The sequence below is a fragment of the Pseudolactococcus laudensis genome, assembly GCF_013449735.1.
GTDB lineage: Bacteria > Bacillota > Bacilli > Lactobacillales > Streptococcaceae > Pseudolactococcus > Pseudolactococcus laudensis.
In genome coordinates this window covers 1-15,049 of record NZ_JACBNY010000027.1, presented here as the reverse complement: position 1 = coordinate 15,049, position 15,049 = coordinate 1, and the positions used below count along the sequence as shown (strand labels likewise).

Annotated in this window: 13 protein-coding genes; 9 read left to right on the top strand and 4 right to left on the bottom strand. The window is 39.8% G+C overall.

The features are described from left to right. Positions 1–432: 432 nt before the first annotated feature. The 8 genes from HZR21_RS10255 to HZR21_RS10220 all read left to right on the top strand — a co-directional run bounded on the left by HZR21_RS10255 (position 433) and on the right by HZR21_RS10220 (position 9,824). Positions 433–1,305 (top strand): aldose 1-epimerase family protein, encoded by an 873-nt coding sequence (locus HZR21_RS10255; RefSeq protein WP_180747558.1) that lies wholly within the window; start codon positions 433–435, stop codon positions 1,303–1,305. A gap of 135 nt (positions 1,306–1,440) precedes the next feature. Next, complete coding sequence (locus HZR21_RS10250) at positions 1,441–2,958, top strand: phosphohexomutase domain-containing protein (protein ID WP_180747557.1); 1,518 nt, start codon at positions 1,441–1,443, stop codon at positions 2,956–2,958. Between the two features lie 132 nt (positions 2,959–3,090). Then, entirely contained in the window at positions 3,091–4,200 is a 1,110-nt protein-coding gene (locus tag HZR21_RS10245; RefSeq protein WP_180747556.1) for a cystathionine gamma-synthase, read from the top strand. A gap of 6 nt (positions 4,201–4,206) precedes the next feature. Then, positions 4,207–5,373, top strand: coding sequence for a MalY/PatB family protein (locus tag HZR21_RS10240; RefSeq protein WP_180747555.1), 1,167 nt, complete (start codon positions 4,207–4,209; stop codon positions 5,371–5,373). A gap of 257 nt (positions 5,374–5,630) precedes the next feature. After that, entirely contained in the window at positions 5,631–6,266 is a 636-nt protein-coding gene (gene upp / locus HZR21_RS10235) for a uracil phosphoribosyltransferase (RefSeq protein ID WP_180747554.1), read from the top strand. A 4-nt stretch (positions 6,267–6,270) separates the two neighbouring features. Continuing rightward, positions 6,271–6,597, top strand: a complete 327-nt coding sequence (locus HZR21_RS10230) for a hypothetical protein (RefSeq protein ID WP_180747553.1) — start codon at positions 6,271–6,273, stop codon at positions 6,595–6,597. 202 nt (positions 6,598–6,799) lie between these two features. Beyond that, complete coding sequence (locus HZR21_RS10225; protein ID WP_180747552.1) at positions 6,800–8,644, top strand: potassium transporter KimA; 1,845 nt, start codon at positions 6,800–6,802, stop codon at positions 8,642–8,644. Between the two features lie 115 nt (positions 8,645–8,759). Next, positions 8,760–9,824, top strand: coding sequence for a hypothetical protein (locus HZR21_RS10220; RefSeq protein WP_180747551.1), 1,065 nt, complete (start codon positions 8,760–8,762; stop codon positions 9,822–9,824). Between the two features lie 78 nt (positions 9,825–9,902). On the opposite strand, the gene zwf is transcribed toward HZR21_RS10220, so the two are convergent. Genes zwf through HZR21_RS10200 form a run of 4 tightly spaced genes read right to left on the bottom strand, consistent with a single transcriptional unit; the run spans position 9,903 to position 13,335 of the window. Next, a complete protein-coding gene (zwf, locus tag HZR21_RS10215; protein ID WP_180747550.1) occupies positions 9,903–11,387 on the bottom strand; it encodes a glucose-6-phosphate dehydrogenase in 1,485 nt (494 codons plus the stop codon). 58 nt (positions 11,388–11,445) lie between these two features. Continuing rightward, positions 11,446–12,252 (bottom strand): TIGR03943 family putative permease subunit, encoded by an 807-nt coding sequence (locus HZR21_RS10210; RefSeq protein ID WP_180747549.1) that lies wholly within the window; start codon positions 12,250–12,252, stop codon positions 11,446–11,448. Then, positions 12,249–13,154: a permease gene (locus HZR21_RS10205; protein ID WP_180747559.1), complete on the bottom strand. Its 906-nt coding sequence runs from the start codon at positions 13,152–13,154 to the stop codon at positions 12,249–12,251. The genes HZR21_RS10210 and HZR21_RS10205 overlap by 4 nt, the downstream gene beginning before the upstream one ends. Beyond that, positions 13,141–13,335 carry an SPJ_0845 family protein gene (locus HZR21_RS10200; RefSeq protein ID WP_180747548.1) on the bottom strand — a complete coding sequence of 65 codons (195 nt, stop codon included), beginning with the start codon at positions 13,333–13,335 and terminating at the stop codon, positions 13,141–13,143. Before HZR21_RS10200 ends, HZR21_RS10205 begins: the two co-directional genes overlap by 14 nt. Positions 13,336–13,550: 215 nt before the next feature. Here HZR21_RS10200 and tuf point away from each other — a divergent pair, with 215 nt between their 5' ends. After that, a complete protein-coding gene (gene tuf / locus HZR21_RS10195) occupies positions 13,551–14,747 on the top strand; it encodes an elongation factor Tu (RefSeq protein WP_003137082.1) in 1,197 nt (398 codons plus the stop codon). Positions 14,748–15,049 lie beyond the last annotated feature (302 nt).

Below are 15,049 nucleotides of genomic sequence, written 5' to 3'. Positions count from 1 at the left end.
GAATAAACAGTCAAGTGGCGTCTGTAACATAAAGAAAAACACAGTAGACTATGCTTAGTTTTCTGTGTTTTTTTCTAATTTCATTTAGAGGTGAATTAATTGGTAGTTATTAGAGGTGCCCTAAAGAATGACAGGTTTAATCGTTTCAAAGCCATTCAGTGACTAACCAGGAGACCTAACTTTAGAACGATTACTGCACGCCGACGATTCATTAAGACGAACCAGAAGTGAGCAAGATTTTGAGTGGACGAAGTTCACGAATGACCCCGCTTGGCCGGAGCGTTAGCATAGGTCAAGTTTCAAGATTTCATGATATGAAATCGCAGAAAGACTTTGAGTGGACGAAGTTCACGAATGACCCCGCTTGGCCGTAGCGTTAGCATAGGTCAAGTTTCAAGATTTCATGATATGAAATCGCAGAAAGGAGAAAGAATGACAACGACAAAAATTTCAAATGATGTATTAAGCATCGTAATTCAAGATTTTGGTGCTGAATTGCACTCAATCCAAAAAGACAACGTAGAGTACCTTTGGCAAGGTGACCCTGATTTTTGGGCACGACAAGCACCCGTGCTATTCCCGATTGTCGGTAAATTAAAAAATGGTAGTTACACTTATGATAACGAAACATTCAAACTCGGTGGCCATGGTTTTGCACGCGATCAAGTCTTTGAATTACTCGAAAGTGAAGAAGATGCAGTCGTTTTTGAATTAAGAGCTAACAGAGAAACGCGAGAGGTTTATCCCTTTGAGTTTCGCCTTCGGATTACCTACAAGTTAGTTGGGAATCAATTGACGGTACAGTGGGAGGTTAAAAATCTTGATGATCAAGAGATGTACTTTGGCATTGGGGCGCATCCAGCTTTCAATGTGCCATTAGAAAATGGCAAATTTGAGGATTACCGTTTAACTATCACGCCAGCACATCCTCGCCAATATATCCCACTAAATCCTGCAACTGGTGTCCTTGATTTATCTCAAAAACACGTAGTCGATCAAACGGAGTTTGCTTTGACTCGTGAGCTGTTTAAAGATGATGCCTTAGTATTTGAAACACCAGAAGCAACTGAAGTATGCCTGTCTAGCACAGTCAATGACCGTTCAGTTAAAATTTCTTGGGAAAATATGCCATTCGTCGGTCTATGGAGTCCTTATCCTGCTGAAGCGCCTTTTGTTTGTATCGAGCCATGGTGTGGCATTGCGGATGATCAAAATACAGATGGTGATTTGACAACTAAGTTTGGCATCAATGCACTTGCTCATGGCAAAAAATTCAAAGCTAGTTATACGATCACGATTAACTAAGTTTGATACCTAGTCGTATGAGTCATGGTAAAAGATAGTTTCTCATAAGACATCGGGTGTGAGGTGACTAGATAAAAAATGTTAAACCGTGCACATTAGGTGTTGCGGATAAAAAACGAGATTGAGGGAGTAAACATGCGGATAACAGACTTACAAAATGGCTCGGATATTCGGGGAATTGCGATTGCGACACCTGAGAACCTAATTACCTTAACACCAGAAGTTGCAGAAACAGTTGGTCGAGGTCTCGTGAACTGGTTGGTTGCTGAAAAGCAGTTAGACAGTCAACTTAAACAAGAAAAGTTAACAATAGCAGTAGGGCAAGATAGTCGTCTGTCGGGGGATGAGCTAAAAGCTGCCTTGATAGCAGGTATCACCTCACAAGGTGCGCATGTCATTGATACAGCACTGTCAACGACGCCTGCGATGTTTAAGTCAACGCAATTTCCTGACTTTGATTGTGATGCTGCAGTGATGCTAACGGCAAGTCACTTGCCTTATTACTTCAATGGTATTAAAATTTTCAGCCGTGATGGTGGTGCTGAGCATGAAGACATCCACTATATTCTGACACATACGGCTAAAAATGCACAAACAAGTCTTGGTACTACCTCAAAAAAAGATTTACTCACACCCTACGCGCAAGACTTGGTGAATCAAATTATTGAGGGAACAGGTCTTGCGGATTCGCAGCCACTCACAGGTTATCATATCATTGTAGATGCCGGTAATGGTGCAGGTGGCTACTTTGCTGAAAAGGTCTTAGCAATCTTAGGTGCGGATACTACTGGCAGTCAATTTTTAGAGCCTGATGGTCATTTTCCAAACCATATTCCAAATCCTGATAATCCTGAAGCCATGGCAAGTATTCGTCAAGCAGTTCTGAATCATCAAGCTGATCTCGGCGTGATTTTTGATACAGACGTTGACCGTAGTGCAGTCGTTGATCAATTTGGCAATACCTTGAATCGTAATAATCTGATTGCCGTTTTGTCAAAAATTGTTTTGGAAAAAACGCCAGGCAGTACCATTGTCACAAATTCGCCGACATCAACGCATTTGAAAAAATTCATCACGCAACTTGGTGGTAAACAAGTCCGCTATTTATGTGGCTATCGCAATGTCATCAACAAAGCCATTAAACTCAATCAAGAAGGGATTGATACGCCTCTTGCCATTGAAACAAGTGGGCACGCTGCTATCAGGGAAAATGATTTTCTCGATGATGGTGCCTACGTTATTGCCAAGATTTTAATGCTATTACCGCAACTAAAAGAAGAAAATCGTCAGTTGAGTGACCTAATCTCAGACTTGCAACAACCCGTCGAAACTCAGGAAATTCGCTTTAAAATCAATCTGGCCGATTATCGGCCCTATGGTGAACAGGTGATTACGGATCTCGGTGAATTTGTGACAGCAACAGCAGATTTTGACACTGACACGGATAACGAAGAGGACATTCGGGTAAACCTGACAGGTGATTATGGTCAGGGATGGTTCTTGCTACGCATGAGCCTTCATGAACCTTTGCTTGTCTTACAGGTCGAAAATGATGTGCTCGGCAAAAATCATCTCGTCTTTAAAAAATTAGCAATGTTTTTCAATCAATATCAACCATTGGACAAATCAGCTTTGGAAAAGTTACTGAAATAGGACTTGTCTCAAGTTGAGGTAGCCATTTAAAATTTGGATGTTGGTCATTTAAAATTTTTATGACTAGTCTCCATTTTTTGTTGCTTAAACGTGATAAAATAATAGCAACTATAAAATACGGTGAGGTGAAAGATGACTAAGCAAGCGGAACAGAATACAGCAAAAATGGATACGATTTTATCTCATATTGGTATCAATCAAGATGAGGCAACAGGGTCTTTGATTTCACCTATTCATTTCTCAACGACTTACCAGCATCCTGAGTTTGGTAAGTCGACAGGTTTTGATTATACGCGTACGAAAAACCCAACGCGCGCCAATTTGGAAGAAGCTTTGGCAGCGATTGAAGCTGGACAGTTTGCGATTGCGACTAGTTCAGGCATGGCAGCGATTGTGTTGGCGCTAGATATCTTCCCTGTTGGCTCGAAAATCGTCGCCTCACGTGATTTATATGGTGGCTCTTTTCGTTGGTTTAACGACCAGCAAAAACGTGGGATTTTCGACTTCACTTATGTGGTGACGGAAGCCGATATGCTGGCTGCTATCACGCCAGAAACGGACGTTGTCTACATCGAAACGCCGACTAACCCGCTCATGATCGAAGTCGATATTGCCAAGGTCGCTGAAAAAGCACATGAGAATGGCGCTAAAGTAATCGTTGATAATACCTTTTATACCCCGATTTATCAGCAACCATTAGTGCTGGGCGCGGACATCGTTGTTCATTCAGCAACTAAATACTTGGCAGGCCATAATGATGTGTTGGCCGGTGCTGTGATTGTTAAGGATCAGGACTTGTATGAGCAGTTGATTTACAACCTCAACACAACAGGTCCAGTGCTATCACCTTTTGATAGTTATCTGGTCATGCGTGGTTTAAAAACGCTTGCTTTACGGATGCGCCAAGCAACGGTTAATGCCAATCAAGTGGCTGATTTTTTAAGACAGCACTCAGCAGTCAAAGAAGTGCTTTATACAGGACTGGGTGGTATGATTGCTTTTAAAGTCCATGAGCAAGATAAAATCCCAACTTTGATTAATGCGCTCAAAGTGATTACTTTTGCTGAAAGCTTAGGTGGCGTAGAGTCTTTGATTACTTATCCGACGACTCAAACTCATGCAGATATTCCAGCGGAAGTCAGAGCGAGTTACGGCTTGACGGATGACTTACTGCGTTTATCGATTGGTATTGAAGATGTGACTGATTTGATTGATGATTTGGCGAATGCCTTGAAAGTGTGATGATAAATGGTAAGAAAATATGACTTTACAACTGCACCAAAAAGATTAGGGAATCATTCAGTGAAATGGCGAGAAACGGAAAAAGATTCGGAGATTCTACCTATGTGGATTGCCGACATGGATTTTAGAACTTTTCCTGAGATGAGTGCTGCCATTCAAAGATTCGCAGATTTTGGTGTTTACGGCTATGCCTATCCAGCGCCCTCACTTTTTGAAGCAATTGTGGCTTGGGAAAAAAATCAACATGGTTATGAAATTCAGCCAGATGACATTACTTTGATTGAAGGTGTCGTGCCAGCATTGTCTGTTAGCATACAAGCTTTCACTCAGGAAGGTGATGCTATTTTGATTAATACACCACTCTACCCACCTTTTACGCGCTCAATTAAGCTCAATAAACGCAAAGTCGTGACAAGTCCCCTTGTTGAACAGAATGGTCGTTATACCATTGATTTTGAGCAGTTGGAGCAAGATATGATTGATAACGACGTCAAACTCTATGCGTTTTGTAGTCCGCATAATCCTGGTGGTCGTGTTTGGACCAAGGAAGAGTTGTCGCGCGTGGCAGAACTTTGTCGCAAGCATCACGTTATCCTCGTATCAGATGAAATTCATCAAGATTTGGCGCTGTTTGGGCATCAGCACCATAGTATCAATACCGTTGGTGATTATAGCGATTTTACCGTCATCTTAACTAGTGCCACAAAAACGTTTAATATCGCTGGTACCAAAAATGCCTTCGTTATCATTGAAAATCCAACCCTCAAAAAGCAATTTAGAGACCGCCAGTTAGCTAACAATCAACATGAAATTTCTACTTTAGGTCTCATTGCGACAGAAACAGCGCTGACCTACGGTCAGCCATGGTTGGAGGAACTCAAGCAAGTACTAGAAGAGAATATTACTTGTTTAGTAGATTATTTCGCTGAACACGCACCAGGAATTAAAGTCATGAAACCAGAAGGCAGTTATCTAGTCTGGTTAGATTTCAGTGCTTATGATTTATCTCATGACACCTTACAGCAACGTTTGCGTGACCAAGCCAAAGTCATCTTGAATGATGGGACAAGCTTTGGTATTGAAGGTAAAAATCATGCTCGATTTAATGTTGCAGCACCAATTGACCATGTGAAATTAGCAGCACAACGTATCGCTGCTGTACTCCCTAAATAAAGTACTATCTTTGTTGATATAATAATCTTTGACACATGAGTTATTTGTTATTAGTGATAAAAAAGGCTTAGATACTAACATATCTAAGCCTTTTGTGATATTGTGTATAACGTACTTATGTTTTATCAAATGTTGGCTTACAAGTGATGATTAGGATAAAAATAAAGCGTAGGGAAATCATAAAGCATCATGGCAAATGCGATAGTTTTTTGATATAATGTTTAGGAAAGAAAATATCAGAAAGTTGGTTTATAATAATGGGAAAATTTCAAGTTGTGACGCATCCGCTAATTCAGCATAAACTCACTATTTTACGTCAAACATCAACAGGGACAAAAGATTTCCGTGAACTTGTGAATGAAATTGCCATGCTTTTGGGCTATGAAATTTCACGTGAATTATCACTGGAAGATGTTGAAATTGAAACACCAATCACAAAATCAATCCAAAAAACATTGTCAGGGAAAAAATTAGCAATTGTGCCGATTTTGCGTGCTGGTATTGGTATGGTTGATGGGATTCTATCTTTAGTTCCAGCAGCAAAAGTTGGACACATTGGTATGTACCGCGATGAAGAAACTTTACAGCCGGTAGAATACCTTGTTAAATTACCAGAAGACATCGACCAACGCCAAATTTTTGTTGTTGACCCTATGTTGGCGACAGGTGGCTCTGCTATTTTAGCAATTGACTCACTTAAAAAACGTGGTGCAAGTGCCGCAAATATTAAATTTGTCTGTCTTGTTGCCGCACCAGAAGGTGTTAAAGCTTTACAAGAAGCACATCCTGATATTGATGTCTTTACCGCTGCCTTGGATGAAAAATTAAACGACCATGGCTATATCGTCCCAGGTTTGGGTGATGCGGGCGACCGTTTATTCGGTACTAAATAATCAAATGAAACAACTTGAATTTGTTCTAGCACATTTTAGTGATAGCAGGGAATATCTCAAGGATGGTTATTACCGTGTGCAGGACTTTGGTGACGGTACCTACGAACTTGAATTTTCAACAGCAGGATATTGTGGGACTTTTGATAGTCATCCAGCCATTAAATTTCAGATTGTTCCTGAAACCAAAACTATTACTTTCTTACTGTATCGAGATATGGTCGCAAGACCTATCCAGTTTTTCAAACCAGAATCAGAAAGTGACTGCGACTTTGTTCAAGAGCGTTTTAATCAACTATTGGCTAAATTTTATCAAGCCAAGCAATCAAATTAACACCACCATATGGCAGGTGTTTTTTGATAAAAAAATACAGGAAAATACTTTGATTTCATTTCCTTTGGTGTTATAATGGTGGAATGAGTCAGTGTAATTAAAAGCGGTGCAAAATTTAACTTAGGATTAGGTTGTTTTAATAAAATAGCTATAAATTTTTAACTTGTCTTTTAAAATATAGAACAGACTTAACGGAGTAATTTTGAAAAAAGTAAATGTGAAACAGATTTTGGTTGGGAAGCCATTAAAATCAACAGATGATGATAGTCATCTGCTCACAAAATTCCAAGCTTTAGCAATGTTATCTAGTGATGCCCTATCGTCAATTGCTTACGGGACGGAGCAAATTGTCACAGTGCTTTTGACTTTGTCTGCGGCAGCTATTTGGTATAGCTTGCCGATTGCGGCACTTGTACTTGTCTTACTAGTTGCCTTGACGTTGAGTTATCGACAGATTATCCACGCTTATCCACATGGCGGTGGTGCTTATGTCGTTTCGACGGAAAACTTGGGGGCTAATGCTGGCTTGATAGCAGGTGGTAGCCTTCTTGTTGACTATATGCTAACGGTAGCAGTTTCAGTTTCAGCGGGTGCTGATGCGATAACTTCAGCACTCCCAGCCTTGCACCCTTATAATCTTCTGATTTCGATTATCTTGGTCTTATTATTAATGTTGATGAACCTCCGTGGCCTTCGTGAATCAGCAGGTTTCTTGTTAGTGCCAGTCTATACTTTTGTAGCAGCGACAGTTTTGTTGCTAATCGTTGGTTTGTTCAGAGTGATGACCGGTGATTTATCTTATAATGCCACGAGTCATATCGGAAGTGTTGTTCCAGGTATATCAATCATTCTTTTACTCAAAGCCTTTTCTAGTGGTTCAGCCAGTCTGACTGGTGTTGAAGCAATTTCAAATGCCGTACCATTTTTTAAAAAACCTAAGGCACGTAATGCGGCAGGGACGCTTGCATTAATGGCCATGATTCTTGGTTTATTTTTCACGGGTATTACCTTCCTAAACTATTATCTAGGTGTGGTACCTAATGCGCATTCAACCGTACTATCGCAAGTTGCACATACAATTTTTGATTTTAATGGTGTCGGTCGCATTTTCTATTATGTTTTTCAGCTCTCGACTGCTATGATTTTAGCCGTAGCTGCAAATACAGGTTTTTCAGCTTTCCCGATGCTCAGTTATAACCTAGCCAAAAATAAATATATGCCTCACATGTACATGGAAAAAGGCGACAGATTAGGCTACTCAAATGGTATCATTAGTCTTGCTGCGGGAGCAGTGATTCTACTTGCAATTTTTAATGGTTCGACTGAACGTTTGATTCCGCTTTATTCAATTGGTGTTTTTGTACCGTTTGCTCTTTCTCAAACTGGGATGGTGGTCAAGTGGCGCCGTGAAATGGGCAATAAATTCTGGCGTCGTGCCATATCTAATATGATTGGCGCTGCGATTTCTGCAATTATCGTTTTGATTTTATTAGTTTTCCGTTTAGCTGATATCTGGCCTTTCTTTATTGTCATGCCGATTTTGATTGGGATTTTCTATGCGATTAAACGTCATTATACGGAAGTTGCACATCAATTACGACTTGAAGATAAGGTAGTTGACCATGTTTATTCAGGCAATGTCGTTATTGTCCTTGTCGGCAATGTGACCAATGTTGCAGTGGGTGCTATGAGCTATGCCCAATCTATAGGCTCGGAAGTTTTAGCTGTTCATGTATCAACTAAAGAAACTTATCGCAAAGATAAAGAGGTTGAGACAGAATTTAAGGCTTTATATCCGAATGTCCGTTTTTCGATAGTGGAATCAAGCTATCGCGATATTGTTAAACCGGTTGTTCGCTATGTTGATTTAGTATCAAAATCAGCGGAGAAGAAGAATCATACGGTGACGGTTATCGTTCCTCAGTTTGTGCCAAAACACTCTTGGCAAAACATCCTTCACAATCAAATGTCTGTCCGCATGCGTTACTACCTCAGCTGGCGTGATAATGTAGTGGTATCAAGTTATTCTTATCATTTGAAGAAATAAGGAAAAACGTAGATTTTGATATCTACGTTTTTTAAATCATCTCTTGACTAAATTAGTGATTGTTAGTATAATTATGATATTAATAACATATATTTTATGAGAAAGTTGGATAGGGATGAACGGAAAAAGTTTTTTAAGGAATTTAAGCCATAAAACTAAGATAATGATAGCAACAGGGATTATCTTAGTCAGTGGTGGTGTGGGAACGGCTGCGACGATTTCGAATCATCAAGAACAAGTCAAGACAGCTAAAAGTGCTTTATACCAACAAATCGATGATTTATCAGATTTTAAAAGTAGTGAATTTTTACCGCTAACGTATACTAAGATAATTGATGCACAAGTTGAAAAATATGAGAAAAAGCATGATAATCTCAAAAAATATTCTGATATAGAGCAAATTAAGTCAGAGACGAAACGTGTCAAGAAAGAAAGTGATAAAGCTAAAGCGCTGATTGCGAAAAATAAATCTAATCAGACCTTGCTAGAAAGTAGTATAGCAACAGCTGAAGCCTATTTTAATGATAAAAATATTTCCTCGGAAAATAAAGAAAAGTTATCCAAGTTATTAATAGTATTTCGAAAGAACATTGATGACAAAACTTTTGAAAAATTAAAAGAGCAAAATAACTCGTTAAAAACAGCAAGTGAGCAGATCAAAGTTCAGATTGATCAGACAGGCGCTGAAGGTGTCAGAAAGTCTCAAGCAACACTTGAGGTGCAAAAAAATGTTCAAGAGCTTTTGAAAAGTTCGTATACATCTGAAACTGACAAACAATTACTCAATACTGGTTTAGATAATCTCGCAGCTGCTAAAACAGAATCATCTGCTAATTCAGCTGTCGCAACCTTAAAAGAAACAATCACCGCAACTCAAAAACGTAATAAGCCTGCTGAAGATAAAGCAAAAGCAGAAGCAGAAAAGAAAGCAGCTGAAGCTGCGAAAGCCGCAGCAGAAAAAGCTGAAGTAGAAAGAAAAGCAGCAGAAAAAGCCGAGGCTGATAGAAAAGCTGCTGAAGCGGCTCAGGCAACGCAAGCTGAAACAGCAAATGTTAATAACACTGCTGCTAGTAAATGGGCGATTGAAGATGGCTATACTTGGCATACACGTAAAGGTCATAGTACAGTCATTCCTCCTGGCGGTAGTTTACCTCCTGGTTACCATTGGCAAGTCCCTTAATAAGTATTTAAACTTAAAATATAATAGACATATAAAAAATCCTGTTCACTGTCGTGTTCAGGATTTTTTTGATTTAATTTATTTTAACAAGCCACGCTCGCGGTACCAGAGGTCTGGTTGCCAAACCCAATTAGTGTCATATTGTTCCAGTAAATCGAAACTTTCTTTAGGACCCATTGAGCCAACTTGGTAGGGATAAAGTGGCGACTTATCTGCCTGCCAAGTGCTGACAATTTTATCAATCAAAGTCCAAGAAGCTTTAACCTCTTGCCAATGACTGAAATTCGTCGCATCGCCATTTAAGACATCATACATCAATTTTTCATAGGCTTCTGGCGAATTACCAAGCGCATCTGCATCATGACGGAAGTCAAGCTTAACTGGCTCAACCTCAAAACTCTTACCAACTTCTTTACCATTAACTTGAAGAGAGAAGCCTTCTGTTGGCTGAATGTAGATGGTTAGGATGTTCTGCTCGATATCTTGATTGAAAATGTTTTGATCATTTTTAAAAAGGATATTAATTCGCGTGCCTTTTTCAGTTAGACGTTTACCAGTTCTAAAGAAGAACGGGACATCTTTAAAGCGATCCGTTTCGATAAAAAAGACGCCACTCGCAAATGTCTCAGTTTTTGAAGTGGGATCGACAGACGGTTCATCAACATAGGACGGATAATCTTGTTGATTGATACGGCCTGCTTGATATTGACCACGAATGAAATTTTTAGCAATTGTTGCTTCATCGGGAATACATAAATTTTCAAGTACTTTGATTTTTTCAGGCAAGACATCTGCACTTGAGAAAGAAGCAGGTTTGTCCATGGCCAAAATAGAAAGAACTTGTAGAATATGGTTTTGCACCATATCTTTCAACGCGCCAGACTTATCATAGTAGCCACCGCGGTCTTCAACCCCGATGGATTCCGAGAAGGTAATCTGAATATTGTCAATGAACTCACGATTCCAAACATGTTCAAATAGAACATTTGCGAATCGAACGGCAAAAATATTTTGAATCATTTCCTTACCTAAGTAATGATCAATCCGGAATATTTGATTCTCGTTAAAGGTCTCAGATAAAGCTTGATTCAACTCTTTAGCCGTTTCCAAGCTCGTACCAAAAGGTTTTTCAATGATAAGTCGCTCGAATCCAAGACCGTCCACAATATGTTCTGATTTGAGATGACTAGCAATCGTGCCAAAAAACTCTGGTGCCATGGCTAGGAAAAAGACTTTATTATGGCCTGTTTCATATTTAGCACATAAGTCATCTTGCAAGTTTTTCAAAGTGATGTAGTGTCCAGCGTCCTCAACATCATGGCTTTGGTAATAGAAATGAGATGCAAATTTTTCAGCTTCTGTTTTTGATGTCGTCAGATCGGCAATTGCATCCAAAACCACACCTTCAAAATAAGCTTTAGTCCAAGAGCGACGTGCTGTACCAATGACAGCAAAATGCTCCGATAAGACACCGGATTTATATAAGCGGAACAGAGACGGATAGAGTTTTCGTTTAGCTAAATCGCCACTCGCACCAAAAATTGTAAATATTACTTGAGTCATATTGTTAGTTCTCCCAAAATTTCATTTGCCTATTATTCTAATTATATCAGAAAAAACCTCAGAAGTTCCGATAAACGTATGGATTTGTCGGTTTTTCGACCTTGTCAATGTGGTCAGGTTTGATAATAGGCAATTCTCGTTTAAAAGGTGTGTAATAAGCCGTCTGAATTTGTCCGGTGATTCTTAACCAAGTATTGTCAGGATATGTGATACCATCCGTTAAAGTCCTCAGGCCGAATACACCAGAATCTGCGATGCAGTGAATAATCCCAAATCGAAAGAGGAACTGAGCACTGGCATCTGTGGGGTCATTATACACAAAACCAGTGTAGGTGATGGTTTTACCCTCAAAAGTACCAGGAAAATTATAGATCAACTCCATAATTTCCATGTAATTGTTATCTGTTACAGTAATCTTTGACAGATTTTCGTATTTGGCTAATTCCTTTTTCATCAGCTTGTCGTAAGCTGATTTAGTAAAATAAACACTGGTATTGGGTTGCAGATATTGGATTTGCGTACCATCAGAACTATCGCCAGACCCTTCTGCTAGAGGGAAATTAAAACCTTTTGCAGAAACAATAGTCGCATCCAATGATTTAGACGGAATAAAAACAATAGCCATAAGTGGTGTGGCAAGTAGAACTAGCGCAAATGCTCTCGAAAATTTAGTTTGTAAATGATGATTGTGCTCCGCATGGCGAATCCAATTGACTAACTGAACGATAGCAAAACCCAAGGATAAAACTGCAGACAATACCGCCAAATAACTGTAGTGTGTATTGATATATTGATTGAGTTTACCGGTCAGCTGCAAATACATCATCAGCTCAAAATAACCGGACAAGATAAGAAACCGAATCATAGGAAACTCACCCCCAAACTGATAGTTAACACTAAAACTGAGATTACAACAACATAACGAACGATAAATTTCGGTTTAAAATAAGCGCTCATCATCAGCAAATTCTTCATATCAATGACAGGTCCGTATAAAAGGAAAGCTAAAATCGGTGCCGGTCCAAAAAGACTAATCAAGCTCGCGCCGATAAAGGCATCCGCCTCACTACAAAGCGAGAGCAAGAAAGCAAAGACCATCATGACGATAATACCGAGTAATGGCGTATGGGTAACAGTCGTCAGCAGTTTCGTTGGCACGAAAACCTGAATAGATGAGGCGACTAAACTCCCGAAAATGAGGTAACGGCCAGTATCAAAAAACTCGTCAACGGCGTGAGAGAGTGCAGACCAGAACTTTTGCAGCCGAGATTGCTTTGCAATTGGATGCTCGTGTTCATCTACTCTTGCACGATCGAGTAGGATTGGCTCATCTAATCGATAAGCAAGTAGCAATCCAACGATTAAAGCCATCACCATGGCGCCGCCTAGGCGCAAAAAGGCAAACTTAAACGAATTACCAAAGGCGATAAAGGTTGCGAGTAAAACGACAGGGTTAATCATCGGTGCTGCGATAAGAAAAGGAATACCCGTATAAGCTGGGACTTTCTTTTCTAGGAAACGGTTGACGATTGGCACGATGCCACACTCGCAGGAGGTGAAAAAGAAACCAGCTACAATGCCCACAATGACTCGCCAAAAACGGTTTTTGGGTAGGAAACGGTTGACGAGCTCGGGCGATAGGTAGGTTTCAATGATACCTGAGATGAGGCAGCCAAAGAGGACGAAGGGGAGGGCTTCGATAATAATTGATAGAAAAATCGCAGCGAGCTGTGAGAGAGCGTCGGGTAGATGACTAATCATGGGCAGACTTATCTTTTTTAGCTTGTGGTGCTTCGAATTTTTTTAGAAAGTCTTCTGGCGACTTGATTTTTTTATCGGACGTTTTCTCGATTTTATCTGGATCAGTGAATTCGACTTGTGGTGGTAGTGCCGCCAACTCGTCTAAAACTTTATCTAGGTCATCGCGTTTTTTAAAGGTTAAGGCCATTTTGTTTTTTCTCTTTTCTATAAGAAGTGATACTTACATTTTACACCATTTTTCATGAAAATATCACGTCACAAACAAAAAACATCTTTTTTTACGGCGAAATACTTGCTTTTTTTCAAAAAACCTTTATAATTAGATAGTAATGGTAGATTGTCGTATTGCGCAGTCTGTCTAAAAAAAATATATTTTTTATTCTAAAGGAGACATTTTTAAAAATGGCTAAAGAAAAATACGATCGTTCGAAACCACACGTTAATATCGGTACTATCGGACACGTTGACCATGGTAAAACTACACTTACTGCTGCAATCACGACTGTATTGTCACGTCGTCTGCCTTCATCAGTAAATACACCTAAAGACTACGCTTCAATCGATGCAGCGCCAGAAGAACGCGAACGCGGTATTACTATCAATACTGCTCACGTTGAGTACGAAACTGAATCACGTCACTATGCCCATATCGATGCCCCAGGTCACGCGGACTACGTTAAAAACATGATCACTGGTGCCGCTCAAATGGACGGCGCTATCTTGGTAGTAGCTGCAACTGACGGACCTATGCCACAAACTCGTGAGCACATCTTGCTTTCACGTCAAGTTGGTGTTGGTAAATTGATCGTTTTCCTTAACAAAAAAGACCTTGTTGATGATGAAGAATTGATCGAACTTGTTGAAATGGAAGTTCGTGACCTCTTGTCAGAATACGATTTCCCAGGTGATGATACACCAGTTATCGTTGGTTCAGCGCTTAAAGCTCTTGAAGGCGACACTGAATACGAAGACATCATCATGGAATTGATGGATACTGTTGACTCATACATCCCAACTCCAGAACGTGACACTGACAAACCTTTGCTTTTGCCAGTCGAAGATGTATTCTCAATCACTGGTCGTGGTACAGTTGCTTCAGGTCGTATCGATCGTGGTACTGTTCACGTCAATGATGAAATCTCTATCGTTGGTATCAAAGAAGAAATTTCAAACGCTATCGTAACTGGTGTTGAAATGTTCCGTAAACAACTTGACGAAGGTCTTGCTGGCGATAACGTTGGTGTCCTTCTTCGTGGTGTTCAACGTGACGATATCGAACGTGGTCAAGTTATTGCTAAACCAGGTTCAATCACACCTCACAAACAATTCAAAGGCGAAGTTTACATCTTGTCTAAAGAAGAAGGTGGCCGTCATACGCCATTCTTCGATAACTACCGTCCACAGTTCTACTTCCGTACAACTGACGTAACTGGTTCAATCAAACTCCCAGCTGGTACTGAAATGGTAATGCCTGGTGATAACGTTTCTATCGACGTTGAATTGATCCACCCAATCGCCGTTGAACAAGGTACTACTTTCTCTATTCGTGAAGGTGGACGTACTGTTGGTTCAGGTATCGTTGCAGAAATCGAAGCTTAATTCATTTAGACTTCCAAATCTATTTATTGGTCGGACAATAAATAGAAAAGCACTCAGAGGAATCTGGGTGCTTTTTCTGTACTTTTTTAAAAATTTGAGATATCGGATGTATTTATGTCGAGATTTGATGCAAAATTTTGTCAATAAAAAAAGCTCGATTGAGCTGTTTTTTATTGGCTCTTTGTCAAATCGTGTGGGAAAATAGTTTTCCACTATAAAGCAAGTAACTGTTGAGTTGCTTGTTTTTTTAATTAGTTAAGGTTTTGTTCATGAGGAGAATGCGTTTCTTGAAGTTCCTAAAG